Origin of the sequence: Mesorhizobium sp. M2D.F.Ca.ET.226.01.1.1 (assembly GCF_004022705.2) — a bacterium.
Taxonomy (GTDB): domain Bacteria; phylum Pseudomonadota; class Alphaproteobacteria; order Rhizobiales; family Rhizobiaceae; genus Mesorhizobium.
Genome location: NZ_RZOY02000001.1, coordinates 508,078 through 528,653, shown reverse-complemented (window position 1 = coordinate 528,653; position 20,576 = coordinate 508,078). Strand labels below are relative to the sequence as shown.

At 63.8% G+C, this 20,576-nt stretch carries 13 protein-coding genes; 2 read left to right on the top strand and 11 right to left on the bottom strand.

Going from position 1 to position 20,576, the window contains the following annotated elements; all coding sequences use genetic code 11:
- Position 1 precedes the first annotated feature (1 nt).
- The 3 genes from EN869_RS02480 to EN869_RS02470 all read right to left on the bottom strand — a co-directional run bounded on the left by EN869_RS02480 (position 2) and on the right by EN869_RS02470 (position 3,811).
- Entirely contained in the window at positions 2 to 1,126 is a 1,125-nt protein-coding gene (locus EN869_RS02480; RefSeq protein WP_127228641.1) for an ABC transporter permease subunit, read from the bottom strand.
- Positions 1,119 to 2,042: an ABC transporter permease subunit gene (locus tag EN869_RS02475; RefSeq protein WP_127228642.1), complete on the bottom strand. Its 924-nt coding sequence runs from the start codon at positions 2,040 to 2,042 to the stop codon at positions 1,119 to 1,121. Before EN869_RS02475 ends, EN869_RS02480 begins: the two co-directional genes overlap by 8 nt.
- A gap of 176 nt (positions 2,043 to 2,218) precedes the next feature.
- Positions 2,219 to 3,811 carry a peptide ABC transporter substrate-binding protein gene (locus EN869_RS02470; protein ID WP_127228643.1) on the bottom strand — a complete coding sequence of 531 codons (1,593 nt, stop codon included), beginning with the start codon at positions 3,809 to 3,811 and terminating at the stop codon, positions 2,219 to 2,221.
- A 375-nt stretch (positions 3,812 to 4,186) separates the two neighbouring features.
- On the opposite strand from EN869_RS02470, the gene EN869_RS02465 reads away from it, so the two are divergent.
- Together EN869_RS02465 and EN869_RS02460 are read left to right on the top strand one after the other, a co-directional pair.
- Positions 4,187 to 4,552: a TadE/TadG family type IV pilus assembly protein gene (locus tag EN869_RS02465; RefSeq protein ID WP_245514631.1), complete on the top strand. Its 366-nt coding sequence runs from the start codon at positions 4,187 to 4,189 to the stop codon at positions 4,550 to 4,552.
- Positions 4,553 to 4,725: 173 nt separating this feature from the next.
- On the top strand, positions 4,726 to 6,417 hold the full coding sequence (locus tag EN869_RS02460; protein WP_245489541.1) for a TadG family pilus assembly protein: 1,692 nt from the start codon (positions 4,726 to 4,728) through the stop codon (positions 6,415 to 6,417).
- Between the two features lie 7 nt (positions 6,418 to 6,424).
- Here the strand turns inward: EN869_RS02460 and EN869_RS02455 are convergent, their stop codons facing one another.
- The 8 genes from EN869_RS02455 to EN869_RS02420 all read right to left on the bottom strand — a co-directional run bounded on the left by EN869_RS02455 (position 6,425) and on the right by EN869_RS02420 (position 20,575).
- A complete protein-coding gene (locus tag EN869_RS02455) occupies positions 6,425 to 8,083 on the bottom strand; it encodes an alpha-glucosidase family protein (RefSeq protein WP_167506986.1) in 1,659 nt (552 codons plus the stop codon).
- Positions 8,080 to 10,077, bottom strand: a complete 1,998-nt coding sequence (gene glgX, locus EN869_RS02450) for a glycogen debranching protein GlgX (protein ID WP_127228646.1) — start codon at positions 10,075 to 10,077, stop codon at positions 8,080 to 8,082. The genes EN869_RS02455 and glgX overlap by 4 nt, the downstream gene beginning before the upstream one ends.
- Before the next feature lie 214 nt (positions 10,078 to 10,291).
- Positions 10,292 to 11,920, bottom strand: coding sequence for an alpha-D-glucose phosphate-specific phosphoglucomutase (locus EN869_RS02445; RefSeq protein ID WP_127228647.1), 1,629 nt, complete (start codon positions 11,918 to 11,920; stop codon positions 10,292 to 10,294).
- A 3-nt stretch (positions 11,921 to 11,923) separates the two neighbouring features.
- Positions 11,924 to 13,369: a glycogen synthase GlgA gene (glgA, locus tag EN869_RS02440; protein WP_127228648.1), complete on the bottom strand. Its 1,446-nt coding sequence runs from the start codon at positions 13,367 to 13,369 to the stop codon at positions 11,924 to 11,926.
- Between the two features lie 164 nt (positions 13,370 to 13,533).
- Positions 13,534 to 14,799, bottom strand: a complete 1,266-nt coding sequence (glgC, locus tag EN869_RS02435; RefSeq protein WP_127228649.1) for a glucose-1-phosphate adenylyltransferase — start codon at positions 14,797 to 14,799, stop codon at positions 13,534 to 13,536.
- Positions 14,800 to 14,861: 62 nt separating this feature from the next.
- Positions 14,862 to 17,075, bottom strand: coding sequence for a 1,4-alpha-glucan branching protein GlgB (gene glgB, locus EN869_RS02430; protein WP_127228650.1), 2,214 nt, complete (start codon positions 17,073 to 17,075; stop codon positions 14,862 to 14,864).
- A gap of 113 nt (positions 17,076 to 17,188) precedes the next feature.
- A complete protein-coding gene (locus EN869_RS02425) occupies positions 17,189 to 19,651 on the bottom strand; it encodes a glycogen/starch/alpha-glucan phosphorylase (RefSeq protein WP_127228651.1) in 2,463 nt (820 codons plus the stop codon).
- 141 nt (positions 19,652 to 19,792) lie between these two features.
- Positions 19,793 to 20,575: an ATP-binding cassette domain-containing protein gene (locus EN869_RS02420; protein ID WP_167498698.1), complete on the bottom strand. Its 783-nt coding sequence runs from the start codon at positions 20,573 to 20,575 to the stop codon at positions 19,793 to 19,795.
- Between the last annotated feature and the right edge of the window lies 1 nt (position 20,576).

The following is a 20,576-nucleotide window of genomic DNA, read 5'->3' as shown; positions in this document are numbered from 1 at the left end:
GTCAGCGGTCCTTCGGATCAAGCGCGTCGCGCAGGCCGTCGCCGACGAAATTCAGGGCGAACAGCGTCGAGACGAGGAAGAAAGCCGGGAACAAAAGCAGCCAGTTGGCGTAGCCGATGTTCTTGGCGCCGACCGAGATCAGCACGCCCCAGCTGGTCATCGGCTCCTGCACGCCGAGACCGAGGAATGAGAGGAAGCTCTCCAGGATGATCACCTGCGGCACCAAGAGCGTCATGTAGATCACGACTGGGCCAAGCAGGTTGGGGATGACATGGCGCAGCAGAATGCCGCGCTGGCCGACGCCCATGGCTTCGGCGGCCTGGACATATTCCTGCCTGCGGATCGACAAGGCCTGGCCGCGCACGATGCGGGCCATGTCGAGCCACAGCACCGCACCCACCGCCAGAAACATCAGCACGAAGTTGCGGCCGAAGAACACCACCAGCATGATGACGAAGAAGATGAAGGGCAGCGAATAGAGCACGTCGACGATACGCATCATCACCTCGTCGACCCGGCCGCCGGCAAACCCAGCGGTCGCGCCGTAGATGACGCCGATGACGCCGGCGACGACGCCGGCAAGCAGGCCGATAGCCAGGGATATACGCCCGGCCATCAGTGTTCGCGAAAGCAGGTCGCGTCCGGTGTTGTCGGTGCCGAAGTAGAAATATTGCTGCTTGATGGCCGAGCTCATCGTCACTTCGAGCCCGTCGGCCGACTTGTTCTCGATCCTGGTGTCATCGAAAGCGTCTGAACGGTCGAGATAGCGGATGTTGCGGTCGTCGATCGGCTTGGTCGAAGTAACGGTGACGATGACGCGGTTGCCGTCCTGGTGCCATTCCTTGATATCGGCGCGCATGCGCTTGATGGCATCGGTGAGCGCGCCCTGGATCATGTCGGGCTTCGGATAGGCCGACAGGCTCGGCGGCATACGCACATAGTCGCCGTAGATGGCGGTGTATTCATGCGGCACGACCATTGGGCCGAACACGCTGATGGCGGAGATGAAAGCCAGGTAATAGAGGCTGAACATGGCGGCGCGGTTGCGCTTCAGCCGCGCCCAGGCATTGCCCCAGAGCGAACGGCCGGCGATAGGCTCGGGCACGGCAACGGCGAGATCAGTCATAGCGCACCCTCGGATCAACGACCGCATAGAGAAGATCGACGATCAGGTTGAAGACGATGGTGAAGAGCGCGATCACCACCACGGTTCCCATGACCAGCGTGTAGTCGCGGTTGAGCGCGGCATCGACGAAATAGCGGCCGACCCCGGGGATGGAGAAGATGGTCTCGACGATGATCGAGCCGGTGAGCAGCGCCGCCGCCGCCGGACCGGTGAAGGAGACGATCGGCAGGACGGCGCCGCGCAGCGCGTGCTTGACCACCACCGACCAATCGGAGAGGCCGAGCGCGCGGGCAGTGCGGATGTGGTGCGAGCGCAGGCTCTCGATCATCGAGCCGCGCATCAGGCGGGCGACGATGGCGATCTGCGGCAAGGCGAGCGTCAGCACCGGGCCGACCTTGTTGATCAAGGCGCCGTCACCCCAGCCGCCGATCGGCAACAGCTTCCAGGACAGCCCGAAGACAAGCTGGATCACCGGCGCGATGACGAAGGTCGGGATGGTGCTGCCGGCGGTGGCCAAGGCGATCACCGAATAGTCGGCTATTCTGTTCTGGTTGAGCGCCGCGATAGTGCCGAGGACGGAGCCCAACAGCAGCGCCAGAACCAGCGCCGACGTGCCGATCTGCACCGAGATCGGCAGGCCCTTGGCGAACAGTTCCGTGACGGTGAAGTCGGGCAGGTTGTAGCTCGGGCCGAAACTGCCGCGCAAAAGATTGCCGAGATAGTGGACATATTGCAGCCAGAGCGGATCGTTGAGGCCGAACTGGGCTTCGAGATTGGCCCTGATCTCGGGGCTCAGGCCCCGCTCCTGGTTGAACGGACCGCCCGGCGCGACTCGAATCAGGAAGAACGCCACCGTCACGATGACGAATAGCGTCGGGATGGCGGTCAACAGCCGCCGGAAGACATAACGCAGCATCGGCGCCCCGCTTCAGCCAGGGCGGCAACTCTCCAGACGGGATCGTGGCGCGCTGGCATCTCTGATCTTCGCACCGGGGCACTCGAAAATCCAACCCGACTTTCGGCCCGGCACGACGACAGACCGTGACCGCCGCTCCCAAAAAGGGGGAGCGGCGGCACGGCCAAGGTTGCTTGTCAGTCCTTGGAGATGAAGCGGGACGGATGAATGTCCATCACATTGTCGTCGAAGCCATGCAGCTTCGAGGAAACGATGTCGTGGTAGCTGTAGTAGAGAAGCGGGATCTCGCCGACGTCGTCGACCAGGATGCGCTCGGCTGCGGCGAGGTCCTTCATGCGCTCTTCCGGCTTGCCGCCGGCGGCGGCAGCCTTGTCCATCGCGGCTTCGTAGGCCGGGCTGTTGTAGTTCGAGTAGTTGTTGCCGCTCGCCTTGCGCGAGATGCCGAGGAAGGTCTCGGGATCCTTGTAGTCGGCGATCCAGGCGGCGCGAGCCACGTCGTAGTTGCCCTTCTGCTCGAGGAAGGCATAGTGGGTCTTGGTGTCGGTGTTGAGCAGCGTCACCTCGACGCCGAGCGGCTTCAGCTGTTCCTGGATGGCGACCGCCGTGTTCTTATGGTTTTCCGAGGTGTTGTAGCGGATCTCCATCTTCAGCGGATGCTCGGGCGTGTAGCCAAGCTTCTCCAGGATCTTCTTGGCCGCGTCCTCGCGGTCGATCTGCGGCATGTCGGCGTATTTGGCCAGTGCCGGCGTGTAGCCTTCGATGCCCGGAGGCACCATCGAATAGCCGGGCAGCATGGAGTTCTGCCAGACCTTCTCGGCGAGGAAGTCGCGATCGATCGCCATCGAGATGGCGTTGCGCAGCTCGACATTATCCCAAGGCGCCTTGTCGGTCTTGATCGCAAAATAATAGGTGCCGAGATATGGCCCGACGCGGACCTGATCACCGAATTTGGTTTTGAGATCGGCGAGCTGTTCGGTCGGCAGGTCACCATAGCTGTCGAGTTCGCCAGCCTCGAAGCGCTTCATCGCCGACGAACGATCCTCGGTCGGGATGTAGTTGACCACGTCGAGCTTGACGCTCGCGGCGTCCCAGAACTTCGGGTTCTTGACCAATTTCATATGGTCGTTGGGAACCCACTCCGCCAGCGTGTAGGCGCCGTTCGAAACCAGCTTGCCCGGCTTGATCCAGTCGGCGCCGAGTTTGTCCATGGAAGCCTTGTTGACCGGATAGGTCGCCTGGTGGGTCAGCATCTCCAGGAAGTAGGGCGTCGGAGCCTTCAGCGTGACTTCAAGCGTGTTGGCGTCGATCGCCTTCACGCCCATGTCCTCTGCCTTGCCTTTCTTGGTGTTGAAATCCTCGGCGCCCTTCACCGGATAGAGCATCGAGGCATATTCCGCAGCGGTTGCCGGATCTTCCAGACGATGGAACGAATAGACGAAGTCGTCCGCCGTCACCGGGCTGCCGTCCGACCAGAGGCCGTCCTTGCGCAGCTTGAAGGTGTAGACGGTGCCGTCGTCGGACACTGTCCAGCTTTCGGCGGCGCCCGGAATGAGGTTCGTCTTCTGGTCATGCATGACCAGGCCCTGGAACAGGTCGCGTATGATATCGGCTTCGTAGGTCGTCGACGTCTTGTGCGGATCGACCGTCTCCGCCTCGGCCGCGGCGCCGCGGTTGTAAACGGTCTCGGCAAGCGCATGCGTGTAAAAGGCACCCGTGGACAGTGCCAAGGTGGTGGCGAACGCCGTCGCCTTCAGCATGTTTTTCAGCATGAAGTCTCTCCCGGTCGGCGCAGCCCCTCAGCCGCGCCTTCTTAAGTGTTGACGCCGCGGAACCGTTGAAACAGCCCCGTTTCAGGCGTGCCGCCGGTTCCTTCCGACGACTGGTGGCAGGAGACTAGACAGAGCGAAATCTTATTTCAACCATTGCCTGCTTGACGCAAAGTGAGCGTCATCACGCTAAATCAGCAGTCGCTAATGTTTATAGTTGACTTTCAACTTGGCACACCTGCCGGTTGTTCGAGGCGTTTTCTGTTTTTGCAGGCAGGTTTTGGCATTCTCCGAACCATGCTGAAGAACCGAAAACTCCCCGTTTTTTGGTCTCGTTTCCGGGCTGACGCCGCGGGCACGTCAGCGATCGAATTCGCCATGCTGGCGCCGATCTTCATCCTGCTTCTGCTCGGAATGGTTGCATACGGTATTTATTTCGGCGCCAGCCATTCGGTGCAGCAGATCGCCGCCGACGCGGCGCGCACGGCGATCGCCGGCCTCAACCAGACCGAGCGGCAGGCGCTGGTCACCGATTTCATCGCGCACGACGTCTCGGGCTATCCCTTCGTCGATGCGAACAAGCTGACCGTCAACGCGCAGGACAGCGCCGCCGACGGCAGCCAGTTCGTCGTCTCGGTCAGCTACGATGCGCGCAACCTGCCGATCTGGAATCTGTTCAAGACGCTGCCGCTGCCGGGCACGACGATCCAGCGCCAGTCGACGATCCGTGTCGGAGGCATATGATGCCCATCAAGGGGGGGCTAGAGCGGTTCATCGTTTCCCGGAAACGCCAAACCGCTCCATCGGTTTTCGGTGACGCAATTCCGGACGGAAAACCGCTTCGCACTTTTCCTGGAATTGCTTTCGTGTCGGAGACGCGGAGGTTGCTCGCCGACCGTAGCGCGAATTTTGCCGTGATGACGGCGCTATGCACGCCGGTTGCGCTGGCGCTGACCGCCTTCGCGATCGACGAAGGTTCACTTTACAACGAGCGCCGCGCCGCGCAGTCGATTGTCGACCTTGCCGCCATCACCGCCGCTTCGAACATCACCAATGCCCAGCAGGCGGTGCTGACGACGCTCGCCGACAATGGCATCACCTCGGTCGCCGTGCAGCAACAAGGTACCACCGTCGCGCCAACCGCCAGCAAGGCGGTCGTCCAGATCGTGCCGGGGCGCTACACGGGCGTCAGCACCATTGCCGCCGGCAGCCGGTTCGAGGCGGGCAAGCTGCCCTACAATGCCGTGCAGGTGTCGCTGAAGAAGCAGGGTACGCTCTATTTCGCCGGCTCGATCATGGCGCCGCCCACCCTCGGCACGACAGCGATCGCCAGCGCGCAGCCGCAAGCGGCCTTTTCGGTCGGCTCGCGGCTTGCCAGCCTCAATGGCGGCATTCTCAACGCGCTTCTCGGCGGCCTTCTCGGCGGCAACATCTCGCTCAGCGTGATGGATTACAATTCGCTGGTGTCGGCCGATGTCGACGTTCTCTCGTTCAGCGATGCGCTGGCGACGCAATTGCACCTGACCGGTGTGAGCTATTCCGACGTGCTTGCCTCCAAGGCAACGGTCGGCCAGATCGCCACCGCCATGGCCAACGTCCCGGGACTGGACCACACGGCCAAGATCGCCCTGCAGACCATGGCTTCCAGCGCCACCAACACCGTCAAGATTCCGCTCACCACCCTCATCGATCTCGGCTCCGTCGGCGATCTCGGCATCGGACAAAAGCCGGCCGGCCTCAACGTGACGGCCAGCGCGCTCAGCATGCTCACCGCGGCGGCCGCTCTGGCCAACGGCACGAACCAGGTAGCTGTCAATCTCGGCGCCACCATACCGGGGCTGGCATCGACGACGCTTGCCGTCGCCATCGGCGAGCCGATGCAGAACTCGGCCTGGCTGGCGGTGGGAGAAGCCGGCACCGTGGTGCGCACGGCGCAGACCCGCATCAAGCTCAACGCCAGCGTCACGCTTGGCAATTCCAATCTCGGCAGCGGCATCAATCTGCTTGCCGTCAACCTGCCGCTCAATGTCGAAGTCGCCTATGCGGAGGCCAAGCTGACCGATATCAGCTGCCCGACCGGTCCCTCCAGCATCAAGGTCTCGATCGCGGCGCAACCTGGTGTGGTCGCGGCCCATCTCGCCAACAGCAGCGCCAGCGGGTTCGCCGACTTCACCAAGCCGCAGTCCTTCTCGGACGCTGAGATCGCGGATGTCAGCCTCAAGCTGCTCCTGATCAACCTCAACCTATTGCAGATCAACGGACAGTCGGCCTTCGCCGCCACCAACATGGCGCCGACCACCCTGACCTACAACGCCGCCGACATCGCCAACAAGACGATCAAGACGGCGTCGACGAAGAACCTGACGCAGTCGCTGACGACATCGCTGGTCAACAATCTGTCGCTGTCGGTCAACGCGCTGGGGCTTGGCATCGACGTGACCGCCCTGCTCGGCGCGGTGAAGCCGGCGGTGACGACGCTGCTCAACGGCGTGACGGCGCCGGTCGACGACCTGGTCTACAACGTGCTTGGGGCACTTGGCGTCCATGTCGGCGAGGCGGATGTGCGCGTGACCGGCGCGAGCTGCGGACGCTCGGTGCTCGTCCAGTAGGCCGCTATCAGCCAATCCTTCCGACGAAACTGCCCAGGGGCGGCAACGCCAGCGCGCTCTCCTCGACAACGCCGCCAAGAATGCCGGCGGCATCGACGTCAAATGCCGTTATCTCGGCGTCGCCGAGTTCCGTGGGCAGCGCCCAGCCCGTTGGCTCGGCTGAGAAATTGAAGACGCAAAGCAGCCTCTCGCCGTCACGCTCGCGCAGGAAGGCGAGCACATCGCCCTCGGCATCGAGAAAGCGGATCGAACCTTGGATCAGCGCCGGATGGCGCTTGCGCAGGGCAAGGATCGAGCGATAGGCGGCAAGCACCGATCGCTCCTCGCTATCCTGAACGTCGACCGCACGGGCGCGATGCGCCTGCGGCACCGGCAGCCAGGGCTTGGCCGTCGAGAAACCGGCATTTTCCGCCTCTGCCTGCCAGACCATCGGCGTGCGGCAGCCGTCCCTGCCCTTTACGCCCGGCCAGAAGCGGATGCCGACGGGATCGCGCAGATCCTCATAGGCGAGTTCGGCTTCCTCCAGCCCCAGTTCCTCGCCCTGGTAGAGGCAGACCGAGCCGCGCAGGCATGACAGCAGCGCGATCGAGAATTTGGCCATCACGTCCGGACTCTCGCCGGGGCGTATCCAGCGGCTGACGTGGCGCACGACGTCATGGTTGGAGAAGGCCCAGCAGACCCAGCCGTCCGGGGCGGTCGTCTCGAAGGCCTCGACGCAGCCGCGCACATGGGCGGCGGAAAATTGCGGGCTGAGCAGGTCGAATGTGTAGCACATCTGCAATTTGTCGCCGCCCGAAACATAAGCGGCGAGCGTCTGCAGCGAACGCTCCTCATCCCCCACCTCGCCGACCGCGGCGCGGTCTGGATATTCGTCGAGCAGCGCGCGGAAGCGTTTCAGGAAGTCGAGATTCTCCGGACGCGTCTTGTCGAAAAGATGCTCCTGGAACCCGTAAGTGCTGGTCGAGCCGTTGGTGCCGGCGACGCTTGACGCCAAGGGCGGGTTGTCGCGCAGCCAGCGGTCGTGGACATAGTAGTTGACGGTATCCAGCCGAAAACCGTCGACGCCGCGGTCCAGCCAGAAGCGCACGGTGTCGAGCAGCGCGTCCTGGACCTCCGGGTTGTGGAAGTTCAAATCCGGCTGCGCGGCCAGGAAATTGTGCATGTAATATTGCCGGCGGGTGGCGTCCCACTCCCAGGCGGGGCCGCCGAACAGCGATTGCCAATTGTTGGGCGCGCTGCCATCCGGCTTGGCGTCGGCCCAGACGTACCAATCGGCCTTGGCGTTGTTGCGGCTGGCGCGGCTTTCGACGAACCATTCATGCTTGTCGGATGAGTGCGAGATCACCTGGTCGATGATGAGCTTCAGGCCGAGCCGGTGCGCCTCGGCGATGAGCGCGTCGAAATCCTCCAACGTCCCGAACATCGGATCGACGTCGCGATAGTCCGACACGTCATAGCCCATGTCGGCCATCGGCGACTTGAAGAAGGGCGACAGCCAGACCGCGTCGACGCCGAGCGAGGCTATATGGCCGAGCCGCGCGGTGATGCCCTTGAGATCGCCACTGCCGTCGCCGGTCGTGTCCTGGAAGGAGCGCGGATAGACCTGGTAGATGACGCAGCCGCGCCACCATTCGCTCCCTTGCCCGGAATTGTCGCGAGCCATCATGAGTCTTTCCTGTTGCGCGATCCAGCGGCACGCCGCTCGATCATGAAGCCGACGCTTCGACCGGGTAACGGCCTCGCCACATCGACCGGTTGCGTCTCGACCGCCGGGCGCCACTCGAAGCCTTCCCGCGCCGGCAAGGTGAAGACGCACTGCCGGCGATCGCCATTGATTATCACGGCAAGGCGGCCGCCTCCGCTATCGCCGAGCAGCATGACGAGGCGATGCCGGCCGGGATCGTTCCAGTCGGACTCAGCGAGCGGCGTGCCGGTCTCGCTCAGCCAGACGACGTCGGGGATTTCGGGCTCGCTGGCGGGCTCGCCGGTCAGGAAATGCGGATCGGCCAGCGCCGGGAAAGCGCTGCGCAGCGCGGCCAGTGACGCGGTATATTGCTCCAGCGCCTGATCGCGGCCAGCCCAGTCAAGCCAGGTGAGGGCATTGTCCTGCGCGTAGGCGTTGTTGTTGCCTTTCTGCGTACGGCCGAACTCGTCGCCGGCGGTCAGCATGATCGTGCCGCGCGAGGCGAAAAGCGTCGCCAGCAACGCGCACTGGTCATTGAAACGCGCCTCTCCGATCGCGGTTTCGTCCGTTTCGCCTTCGGCGCCGTTGTTCCAGGACAGATTGTCGTTATGGCCGTCGCGGTTCTGCTCGCCATTGGCTTCGTTGTGCTTGCGCTCATAGGCAACGATGTCGGCCAGCGCCATGCCGTCATGCGCGGCGATGAAATTGACCGTGCGGCTTGCTGGTTGGCCGTCCCTGCCGAACACATCGGAGGACCCCGCAAGCCGGGTGGCGAGCGAGCCGAGCGCACCGGCATCGCCGCGCCAGAAGCGCCTGATATCGTCGCGGTATCGGTCGTTCCATTCCAGATAGGGCGGCCGGAAATTGCCGAGCTGGTAGCCGTTCGGGCCGATGTCCCACGGCTCGGCGATCAGCACGCGGTCCGCGAGCACGGGGTCGCCCGCGATGTCCCCGAGCAGCGGCGCCTCCGGATCGAAGGCGCCATCGACACGTCCGAGCACCGGCGCCAGGTCGAAGCGGAAGCCGTCGACGCCGGCGAAGCGGACGAAATGGCGCAGCGAGTCGAGCACCATCTCGCGCACGACCGGATGGTCGCAGGCGACGGTGTTGCCGGTGCCGGTGTCGTTGACCAACCGGCCATCCGGCTGATGCCGAAAATAAGCCTGCGCATCCAGCCCGCGCAGCGACAGTGTCGGCCCGAGCCGGTCGCTCTCGCCGGTGTGGTTGAACACGAGATCAAGGATCGTGCCGATGCCCGCCTTGCGAAGCGTGGCGACGGTGTTCCGCAACTCGCTTAGGCCGCCAGGCGCCAGGCGCGGGTCGAGCGCCATGAAGGTGACGGGGTTGTAGCCCCAGGCGTTGCTCAGGCTGAGCGGCGGCAGATGCCGCTCGTCAATCGACGCGGTGATCGGCATCAATTCGACGGCCGAGACGCTGAGGCGTTTCAGGTGCTCGATGACGGCGGGATGCGCGAGCGCCGCGATGGTGCCGCGCTGCGCTTCCGGAATGTCGGGATGGAGCTTGGTGAAGGAGCGGACATTGAGCTCGTAGATTAGCCCGCCGGGCTGGAACAGCGGTGGCTTGGCCGGCACCGCCAAGGGCAGAGACCGCGCAATCGCCTTCGGCATCAGCCAGGCGGTGTCGGCGCCTTCGTTGCGTTTGGCGGCAAGCCGCCAATGATATTGGTATGGACGATCGACCTCGACGGCATAGGGATCGGTGAGAAGCTTGTTCGGATCGAACCACAGGCCACGCTCCGGCGCATAATCGCCGTCGGCGCGAAAGCCGTAACGGGCGCCTCCGCCAAGGCCGGGGACAAGGAGCGCGTGCACGCCCTCGCCTTCTTGCTTCAGCTCGAGTCGGTCGAGTTCACGCGCGCCGCTGTCGTCGAAGATCGAGATCCAGAGGCGTCTCGCCGATGAGGACCAGACGGCGAAGCGGATGCCTTCAGCGGTAATGGTGGCGCCGAGGGTCATACGCGCGCCTCCCCTTCTCCCCTTGTGGGAGAAGGTGGATCGGCGCGCAGCGCCGAGACGGATGAGGGTTGCTGGAAGGAATGAGGCGATGAAGAACCGGATGCTTCAAGCGCCCATTTCTTCATCGTAGCGATCCCTCCAACACCCCTCATCCGACCTTCGCTTCGCGAGGCCACCTTCTCCCACAAGGGGAGAAGGGGAAGTCCGCGCATCCTCAAGTAATCACGCTCGGCCTGTTGCGGCCGGTGTGGCTCTTGATGCCGGCGATGTCGTCGGCGGCGGCGATGAGGTCGGCGAGTGCTTCCTGCGTGTCGAGGTCGTGCCTTGCCTTGTCCGGCTCGTAGCGCTCGATATAGACGCGCAGCGTCGCGCCAGAGGTGCCGGTGCCGGAGAGTCGCAACACCACGCGGGAGCCGCCTTCGAACAGTATCCTGATGCCCTGGTTCTTGCTCACCGAGCCATCGACAGGATCGTGATAGGCAAAGTCATCGGCCTTGGCGATCGTGAGGCCACGCACGCTGGTGCCGGGCAGTGAGCCGAGCTTGGCGCGCAATTCGTCCACCAGCGCGTTGGCGCGGTCGCTCTCGACCTCCTCATAGTCGTGGCGCGAATAGTAGTTGCGGCCGTAGGTCGCCCAATGCTCGGTGACGATCTGCTTGCAGCTCTCGCCACGCGCGGCAAGGATGTTCAGCCACAGAAGCACCGCCCACAGCCCGTCCTTCTCGCGCACATGGTTGGAGCCGGTGCCGGCGCTTTCCTCGCCACAGATGGTCGCCATGCCGGCGTCGAGCAGGTTGCCGAAGAACTTCCAGCCGGTCGGCGTCTCGTAGATGCCGATGCCGAGCTTTTCGGCGACGCGGTCGGCGGCGCCGCTGGTCGGCATCGAGCGGGCGATGCCTTTCAAGCCGTCCTTGTAGCCGGGCGCCAGGCGGGCGTTGGCGGCAAGCATCGCCACCGAATCCGACGGGGTGACGAAGATGCCCCTGCCGATGATCAGATTGCGGTCGCCATCGCCGTCCGAGGCGGCGCCGAAATCCGGCGCATCCGGTCCCATCATCTCGTCATAGAGATGCTTGGCATGCACCAGGTTCGGGTCGGGATGGTGGCCGCCGAAATCGGGAAGCGGCTTGAAGTTGCGGCAGGTGCCGTCCGGGGCGCCGAGCCGGCGTTCGAGGATCTCCTTGGCATAAGGGCCGGTCACCGCGTGCATGGCGTCGAAACGCATGCGGAAGCCCGACTTGAAGAGTTTCTTTAGCGCATCGAAGTCGAACAGGCTTTCCATCAATTCGGCATAATCCTTGACCGGATCGATGATTTCGACCGTCATCTCGCCGGCCTTGACCGTGCCGACCGTGTCGATGTCGATCTCGCCGATATCGGCGATCTTGAAGCTCTTGATCTCCTTCGACTTGGTGAAGATCGCATCGGTGATCTTTTCCGGCGCCGGGCCGCCATTGCCGGCATTGTACTTGATGCCGAAATCCTCATGCGGGCCGCCCGGATTGTGGCTGGCCGACAGGATGATGCCGCCGAAGGTCTTGTATTTGCGGATGATGTTGGAGGCGGCCGGCGTCGAGAGAATCCCGCCCTGCCCGACCATGACCTTGCCGAAGTCGTTGCCGGCGGCAATGGCGATGGCCTTCTGGATGACTTCCCGGTTGTAGAAACGGCCGTCGCCGCCGATCACCAGCGTCTTGCCCTGAAAACCGTCCAGCGCATCGAAGATCGACTGGATGAAGTTCTCGGCATAGTGCTCCTGCTGGAACACGGGCACCTTCTTGCGCAGGCCGGACGTGCCAGGCTTCTGGTCGGTATAGGGTGTGGTGGGGACGGTTCTGATCATGCCTCAGGCAGCCCTTTTCGAAAGCAGCAAGCGATAGAGTTCGACGTATTTTTCGGCGCTCTTGTCCCAGGAGACATCGGCCTTCATGCCCTGGCGCTGGATCGAGGCCCAGACCGCCGGCCTGGCGTGAACCTCGACCAGACGCTGGATGGCATGGATCATCGCGCCGCCATTGTTGGGCGCGAACTGGAAGCCCGTGGCGACACCGGCCGACAACGCCGCTTCATTGGCGTCGATGATCGTGTCGGCCAAGCCTCCTGTCCTGGCGACGATCGGCACGCAGCCATAGCGCAGGCCATAGAGCTGGGTCAGGCCGCAGGGTTCGAAGCGCGAGGGGATGACGATGGCGTCGCAGCCGCCCTGCATCGTGTGCGAAAGCCCCTCGTCGTAGCCGACGACGACGCCGATACGGCCGCGATGACGGGCCGCGGCGGCAAGCAGCGTGCCTTCGAGGCCGGCGTCGCCCGAGCCGAGGATAGCGAGGCGCGCGCCGGCGGCGACGATGCCGTCGACCACCGCGGCCAGAATGTCCATGCCCTTCTGCCAGGTCAGCCGGCTGATGACGCAGACGATCGGGCTGCCGTCCGCCTCCAGGCCGAACCGATCCTCGACCGCCTTGCGGTTCTTGGCGCGGGCTTCGAGAGTCGTCGCTGAGTATTTGGCGACCAGATGCTTGTCGGTCTCGGGGTTCCAGATGTCGACATCGATGCCGTTGACGATGCCGTAGAGATCGGTGGCGCGCATGTTGATCAGCCCGTCGAGGCCCATGCCGAATTCCGGCGAGCGGATTTCTTGCGCATAGGTCGGGCTCACCGTGGTGATGGCCCAGGCGGCCTGAAGCCCGGCCTTGAGATAGCCGACGCCGCCGTAATATTCGACGCCGTCGAGCTGCATGGCGACGGCCGGCAGGCCGAGCTCGCCGAAGATGCCGGCGCCGAACTGGCCCTGGAAAGCAAGGTTGTGCACGGTGATCAGCGACGGCACGCCGACCGCCTTGCCGAAGCGCATATAGGCCAGCGTCATCGCCGACTGCCAGTCATGGGCGTGCACGATGTCCGGCTGGTAGCCGGAGATGGCGCCGCCGGCGATGTCGCCGCCGACCTGGCTGAGCGCCGCGAAACGGCGCCAATTGTCCGGCCAGTCGGCGCCCGAGGCGGTGCCGTAGGGGCCGCCCTGGCGATCGAAGAGATGCGGCGCGTCGAGCACGAAGAGATCGAGATCACCGATCTTGACGGCATGGACGGAAGCCTTGCCGCCCTGCAGCAGCGGATACTGGTAGACCGGTTTCTTCTTGATGAAGGCCGACATGACCACAGGATAGCCGGGGATGAGCGTGCGCATCGCCACGCCCTTCCCGGTCAGTGCGATCGGCAACGCGCCGGTCACGTCGGCAAGGCCGCCGGTCTTGACCAGCGGGAAGATCTCGGGCGTGACCGACAGAACCTGCATGCGTTCCACATTCCGATCTTAACGTGACAGGTCAAAGTGACAATCTGTTGATCAAGCCGCCAGCTTGCTGATCGACCCGACGAGGTCGACAGCTTGCCGATCAACCCTAGCGGGTTGACGGCTTGATCAACCCTATCAGGTCGACAACTAGTTGATCGACCTTATCAGGTCGACAACTTATTGATCATGTCCTGCGTGATCAGGCAGATGCCCTTTTCCGATACGCGAAAACGCTTGGCGTCGAGCGCCGCATCCTCGCCGACGACCAGTCCTTCCGGGATCTGAACGCCGTGGTCGATGACGACGCGATTGAGGCGCGCGTTGCGGCCGACAGTCACGTCGGGCAGCATCACCACCTCCTCTAGCTTGGAGTAGGAATTGATGCGCGCGCCGGTGAAGATCAGGCTGCGGCGCAGCGAGGCGCCTGAGACGATGCAGTCGCCGGAGACCAGCGAGGAGATCGCCTCGCCGCGACGGCCGTCCTCGTCATGCACGAACTTTGCCGGCGGCTTCAATTCGGCATAGGTCCAGATCGGCCAGTCGCGATCGTAGAGGTCAAGCTCGGGCGTGACGTCGGTGAGATCGATATTGGCCTCCCAATAGGCGTCGACGGTTCCGACGTCGCGCCAGTATGGCTCGGCCTCATGCGAGGAGCGCACGCAGGATTTGGCGAAGCGATGCGCGATCGCCTTACCGTTCTGGACGATATAGGGGATGATGTCCTTGCCGAAGTCGCGGCTGGAGCCGGGCTCGGCGGCGTCGCGGCGCAGCTGCTCCATCAGGAACTTGGTCTTGAAGACGTAGATGCCCATCGAGGCAAGCGCGAATTCCGGCTTGTCGGGGATGCCGGGCGGATCGGCTGGCTTTTCGACGAAGGCGATGATGTTGTCCTTGGCATCGACATGCATGACGCCGAAACCGGTCGCCTCCATGCGCGGCACTTCGAGGCAGCCGACGGTGACGTCGGCGCCGGCGTCGACGTGCTGGCGCAGCATCAGTTCGTAGTCCATCTTGTAGATGTGGTCGCCGGCGAGGATGACCATATATTCGGGCCCGTAGGCCTCGATGATGTCGATGTTCTGGTAGACGGCGTCCGCCGTACCTTCATACCACTGCGTCTCCGACACGCGCTGCGATGCGGGCAGGATGTCGAAGCTCTCGTTTCGCTCGGGGCGCAGGAAGTTCCAGCCGCGCTGCAGATGGCGGATCAGCGAATGCGCCTTGTACTGGGTGGCGACACCGAGACGGCGGATGCCGGAGTTCAGCGCATTGGAGAGCGCGAAATCGATGATGCGAGTCTTGCCGCCGAAATAGACGGCGGGCTTGGCGCGCCGGTCGGTCAGCTCCTTGAGGCGACTGCCACGGCCACCGGCCAACACATAGGCCATGGCGTCGCGCGCCAGCGGCTGGGTTCTTTTGAGTTCTGCCATTTGTTACCCTCCCAAGTAAGCTGTCCGGACCGAAACTTCAGCAAGGTGAAATATCATCTGCTTCAGTCCGCGACGAATTCCAGCATGATCGTCGACAGCGGCGGCAACAGCATCGTCGCCGATACGCCGCCTCCTTCCCCGCTTGCCTCGACCGTGCCGCCATTGCCCATGCCGGAGCCGCCATAGTCGGCAGCGTCCGTATTGATGATTTCGCGCCACTTTCCCGCCTTCGGCAGCGGCACGCGATAGTTCTCGCGCGGCACCGGCGTGAAATTGGAAATGACGGCGATCGGGTCGCCGTCAGGCGCGTTGCGCACCCAGGCGAAAACCGAATTGTCGCGGTCGTCGACGATCAGCCAGGAGAAGCCTTCCGGCTCGCAGTCGCGGGCATGCAGCGCCGGGCGCGAGCGGTAGAGGTAGTTCAGGTCGCGCACCGTCTGCCAGACGCCACGATGCGGCGCGAATTCGAGCAGGTTCCAGTCGAGCGCGCGTTCCTCGCTCCATTCGCGGCGTTGGGCGAATTCCTGGCCCATGAACAAAAGCTTCTTGCCGGGATAGCCCCACATGAAGGCGTAATAGGCACGCAGAGTCGCAAACTTCTGCCAGTCGTCGCCGGCCATCTTGTTAAGCAGCGTGCCTTTGCCGTGCACGACCTCGTCATGCGAGAGCGGCAACACGAAATTTTCCGAGAAGGCGTAGGTCAGGCCGAAGGTGATGTCGTTGTGGTGGTGCTTGCGGAAGATCGGCTCCTTGGAGAGATACTCCAGCGTGTCGTGCATGAAGCCCATGTTCCACTTGAAGCCGAAGCCGAGCCCGCCTTCGTGCACGGGCCACGAGACTTTCGGCCAAGAGGTCGATTCCTCGGCGATCGTGACGACGCCGGGGTGATGACCATAAAGCTCCTTGTTCATCTTCTGCAGGAAGCTGACGGCCTGCAGGTTCTCGCGCCCGCCCTTCTCGTTGGGAATCCACTCGCCCGCCTTGCGCGAATAATCGAGGTAGAGCATGGACGCGACCGCGTCGACGCGCAGGCCGTCGACATGGTATTTCTCGGCCCAGAACAGCGCGTTGTTGACGAGGAACGACACCACCTCGCGGCGGCCGAAATTATAGATCGCGGTGTTCCAGTCGGGGTGAAAGCCCTGGCGCGGATCGGCGTGCTCGTAGAGCGCCGTGCCGTCGAAATGGACAAGGCCGTGCTCGTCGACCGGGAAATGCGCCGGCACCCAATCCAGGATGACGCCGATGCCGGCGCGGTGCGCGCCATCGACGAAGCGGGCGAAGCCGTCCGGATCGCCGAAGCGGGCCGTCGGCGCATAGAGGCCGGTTGTCTGATAACCCCAGGACGGATCGTAGGGGTGCTCCGAGATCGGCAGGAACTCGATATGGGTGAAGCCGGTGTCGGCGACGTAAGGGATCAGCCGCGCCGCGAGCTCGTCCCAGGGCAGGAACGTGCCGTCGTCGCGGCGCTGCCACGAGCCGGCATGGACCTCGTAGATCGACATCGCCTCGCGCCGCGGATCGGCCTTGCGCCAGTAGCTGCGATGCGCCTCGTCGCCCCATTGATGCGCCATCGGCGGCGCCGTCACCGATGCCGTCGCCGGACGCAGTTCCGACTCGAAGGCGAACGGATCGGCCTTGAGCGGCAGCCGCACGCCATCGGGACCGATGATCTCGAACTTGTAGGGCTGGCCGGCGACCAGATCGGGAATGAACAACTCCCAGATGCCGGTGTCCTTGCGGTCACGCATCGTATGCCGGCGGCCGTCCCAGTCGTTGAAGGCGCCGACCACCGAGACGCGCCGGGCGTTGGGCGCCCAGACGGCGAAATGCACACCGGTCGCACCTTCATGGTCGATGATGTGGGCGCCGAGCTTGTCGAAGAGCCTGAGATGCGAGCCCTCGGCCATGTAGTAATCGTCCATCGGTCCCAGCACCGGGCCGAAGGAATAGGGATCGGTCAGCCACCAGTCGCCGCCGGCATTTTTGGCGTGATAGCGCAGCGGCTGACGCTTGCGGATCGAGACCTTGCCCTCGAAGAAGCCCGCATCGTCGCGGCGGGAAAGCTCACCGACATCCTTGCCCGCCAGCGTGTAGGCGGTGACGAATTCGGCATTGGGCACGAAGCAGCGCGCGACGAAACCCTTGCCGGCTTCCTGCACGCCCAAGACCGCGAAGGGATTGCCATGCGTTCCGGCGACAATCGCCGCGACATCGCCGGCTGGCGCCAGCCCGTCCGGCCCGCTTGTCGCAGCGGTCACGCGCGGCTTCCTCATCAGGCGGTCGCCCTCCCTGGGCACCTTTGTTCCGCGCCGGCCGTCCCAAATCCGTTGGACATCTTGGGGCGACTTGCGCTGGGCCACATTGTTCGTGACCTCATGCAATCACATCAGACAGGTACGTTCCAGATTTCTTTCGCATATTGGCGGATGGTGCGATCGGACGAGAACCATCCCATACGGGCAACGTTTCGGATGGCGCGCGCGTTCCAATCGGGGCTGTCGCGCCAGACATTGTCGACCTCGCGCTGGCAGGCGGCGTAGGAATCGAAGTCGGCCGCGACCATGAACCAGTCGCTCTGGTAGAGGCCGTTCATCAGGTCGCGATAGCGGTTCGGATCGTCGGGCGAGAAGACGCCTGACGAAATCGCCGAGACAGCCTGCGCGAGTTCAGGGGATCCCTCGATAACGGCACGTGGATTGTAGCCATTGTTGCGGCGGTCGGCGACCTCGCCGGTGGTAAGGCCGAAGATGAAGATGTTGTCGGCGCCGACATGTTCCTTCATCTCGACATTGGCGCCGTCGAGCGTGCCGATGGTTAGCGCGCCATTCAGCGCGAATTTCATGTTGCCGGTGCCCGAGGCCTCCATGCCGGCAGTCGAAATCTGCTCCGACAGGTCGGCGGCCGGCATCAGCACCTCGGCCAGGCTGACATTGTAGTTCGGCACGAACACGACCTTCAGCAGGCCGCGCACCGACGGATCGCCGTTGATGACCTTGGCGACGTCGTTTGCCAGTTTGATGATCAGCTTGGCGTTGTGGTAGCTGGGCGCCGCCTTGCCGCCGAAGAATTTCACGCGCGGCATCCAATCCCGCTCGGGATGCGAGCGGATCTGATCGTAGAGCGCGATCGCCTCGAGGATGTTGAGAAGCTGGCGCTTGTATTCGTGGATGCGCTTGACCTGGATGTCGAACAGCGCCGACGGGTCGAGCCTGATGCCCAGCCGGTCGGCGACGAGATTGGCGAGCCTTACCTTGTTCTGCCGCTTCACGGCGGCGAACTTTTCGCGGAAGGTTGCGTCTTCGGCGAGCGGATCGAGCGCCTTGATCCTCTCGATGTCGTCCATGAAACGGTCGCCGATCGCCTCGCGGGCAAGCGCGGTGAGGCCGGGATTGCACTGGATCAGCCAGCGCCTGGGCGTGATGCCGTTGGTCTTGTTGTTGATACGGTCGGGATAGAGCTTGTGGAGGTCGGCGAACACCGTCTCCTTCATCAGCTCGGTGTGCAGGGCCGAGACGCCGTTGATCGAGTGCGAGCCGACAAAGGCCAGATTGCCCATGCGCACACGGCGGTCGCCATTTTCCTGGATCAGCGAGATCCGGGCGATCTGCTCGCCGGAGAATTTTCCGGTAGCCCGCGCCTCCAGCAGCACCTGCGCATTGATGGCGTAGACGATCTGCATGTGACGCGGCAAAAGCCGCTCGAACAGCGGCACCGGCCAGCTTTCAAGGGCCTCTGGCAGCAGCGTGTGGTTGGTGTAGCCGAAGGTGCGCTTGGTGATGTCCCAGGCAAGGTCGAAGTCCATGCCGTGGACATCCATCAGAAGCCGCATCAGTTCCGGCACGGCGACCGCGGGATGGGTGTCGTTGAGATGGATCGCCGCCTTGTCGGGCAGCGACTTCAGGTCGCCATACTGGCTGAGGTGGCGCTGGACGATGTCCTGCAGCGACGCGGTCGAGAAGAAATACTCTTGCCTGAGCCGCAGCTCCTGGCCGGCCATGTGGGAATCGGCCGGATAGAGCACGCGCGACAGCGCGTCGGCCTTGTTGCTTTCGGCCAGCGCGCCGATGTGGTCGCCGGCATTGAACTTGTCGAGCAGGATCGGGTCGATCGGCATGCCGGACCACAGTCGCAGCGTGTTGACGCGCTTGGCGCGCCAGCCGGCCACCGGCGTGTCGTAGGCGACCGCCAACACGTGCTCCGTCGGCTTCCAGACATGGCGTTCGAGCCGGCCGTCCTTGGACGTGATCGATTCCACCGAGCCGCCGAAGCCAACCTCGAAGGAACGCTCGCGCCGCTCGAACTCCCACGGATTGCCGTGGTCGAGCCAGGTTTCCGGCAGCTCGACCTGCCAGCCCCCCTGGATCTCCTGGCGGAACATGCCGTTTGCGTAGCGGATGCCGTAGCCATGGGCGGGGATATCGACGGTCGCCATGCTCTCCATGAAGCAGGCGGCGAGACGGCCGAGGCCGCCATTGCCGAGCGCGGCATCGGGTTCGAGCCCCGCGATCAGGTCGAGGTCGACACCGAGCGAAGACAGCGCCTCGCGCATATTCGCCATCAGGCCCAGATTGGAGAAGGCATCGCGCATCAGGCGCCCGATCAGGAACTCGAGCGAGAGGTAGTAGACCCGCTTTTCCTGCTGGTCGTAGGCTTCCTTGGTCGCCTGCATCCAGTGATCGACGACGCGGTCGCGCACCACCTTGATCGAAGCCGTCAGCCAGTCATAGGGCGTGGCGACGGTGGAGTCCTTGCCGACCCGGTATTTGAGCGACTGCAGCACCTCTTCGGCGAGGGTCTTGGGATCGGGATTGTCGAGAATGGGGGCTTCGGTCGTCATAGCGCGCGTCATGCTGCCTCTCGTGATGTTGCCACGATCATACCGGCTTTCACCATTTCTCCCAGCCCATCCTACTGCATTGCAGCATATGTTCAATCGATTTAGGCGGCGGCGCGATCGAGGCGCCGCCCGCCTTACGGGTCCAGTAGCTGATCAGGCCGCCAGCGCGTCCTCCGGCGGTTTCTTGGCGCCGGTCATGAGAGCGACGGCGTCCGACATGGAAATCTGCTTCGGATCGACGACACAGAGGCGGCGGCCGAGGCGGTGGATGTGGATGCGATCGGCCACCTCGAAGACATGCGGCATGTTGTGCGAGATGAGCACGATCGGCAGGCCACGCTTCTTGACGTCGAGGATCAACTCCAGCACGCGGCGGCTTTCCTTGACGCCGAGCGCCGCGGTCGGCTCGTCCATGATCACCACCTTCGAGCCGAAGGCGGCGGCGCGCGCGACAGCGACGCCTTGGCGCTGACCGCCGGACAGCGTCTCCACCGCCTGGCTGATGTTCTGGATGGTCATCAGCCCGAGCTCGGTCAGCTTGTCGCGGGCGCGCTTTTCCATCGCCGGACGGTCGAGCATGCGGAACCAGCTGCCGAGCGGGCCGGGCTTGCGGATTTCGCGACCGAGAAACATGTTGTCGGCGATCGACAGCGCCGGCGACAATGCGAGGTTCTGGTAAACGGTCTCGATGCCGGCCTCGCGAGCCTCCATCGGCGACTTGAAGGCAACGGGCTTGCCTTCAAGCTGGATTTCACCTTCGTCGGGCACGGCCGCGCCGGAAATCGCCTTGATGAGCGATGATTTTCCGGCGCCGTTGTCGCCGATGACGGCCAGGATTTCGCCCGGATAGAGGTCGAAATCGGCATTGTCGAGGGCCGTGACTCGGCCATAGCGCTTGATCAGGCCGCGCGCTGTGAGGATGGGCTCCTGGGTCATG

What these genes read in the sequence shown, in the direction of transcription:
- EN869_RS02470 (WP_127228643.1), bottom strand. Translation starts at nt 3,811, where the DNA reads ATGCTGAAAAACATGCTGAAGGCGACGGCGTTCGCCACCACCTTGGCA.
- EN869_RS02425 (WP_127228651.1), bottom strand. Translation starts at nt 19,651, where the DNA reads ATGACGCGCGCTATGACGACCGAAGCCCCCATTCTCGACAATCCCGAT.
- EN869_RS02465 (WP_245514631.1), top strand. Translation starts at nt 4,187, where the DNA reads ATGCTGGCGCCGATCTTCATCCTGCTTCTGCTCGGAATGGTTGCATAC.
- EN869_RS02475 (WP_127228642.1), bottom strand. Translation starts at nt 2,042, where the DNA reads ATGCTGCGTTATGTCTTCCGGCGGCTGTTGACCGCCATCCCGACGCTA.
- glgB (WP_127228650.1), bottom strand. Translation starts at nt 17,075, where the DNA reads ATGAGGAAGCCGCGCGTGACCGCTGCGACAAGCGGGCCGGACGGGCTG.
- glgX (WP_127228646.1), bottom strand. Translation starts at nt 10,077, where the DNA reads ATGACCCTCGGCGCCACCATTACCGCTGAAGGCATCCGCTTCGCCGTC.
- EN869_RS02480 (WP_127228641.1), bottom strand. Translation starts at nt 1,126, where the DNA reads ATGACTGATCTCGCCGTTGCCGTGCCCGAGCCTATCGCCGGCCGTTCG.
- glgA (WP_127228648.1), bottom strand. Translation starts at nt 13,369, where the DNA reads ATGCAGGTTCTGTCGGTCACGCCCGAGATCTTCCCGCTGGTCAAGACC.
- EN869_RS02445 (WP_127228647.1), bottom strand. Translation starts at nt 11,920, where the DNA reads ATGATCAGAACCGTCCCCACCACACCCTATACCGACCAGAAGCCTGGC.
- EN869_RS02420 (WP_167498698.1), bottom strand. Translation starts at nt 20,575, where the DNA reads ATGACCCAGGAGCCCATCCTCACAGCGCGCGGCCTGATCAAGCGCTAT.
- EN869_RS02455 (WP_167506986.1), bottom strand. Translation starts at nt 8,083, where the DNA reads ATGATGGCTCGCGACAATTCCGGGCAAGGGAGCGAATGGTGGCGCGGC.
- glgC (WP_127228649.1), bottom strand. Translation starts at nt 14,799, where the DNA reads ATGGCAGAACTCAAAAGAACCCAGCCGCTGGCGCGCGACGCCATGGCC.
- EN869_RS02460 (WP_245489541.1), top strand. Translation starts at nt 4,726, where the DNA reads ATGACGGCGCTATGCACGCCGGTTGCGCTGGCGCTGACCGCCTTCGCG.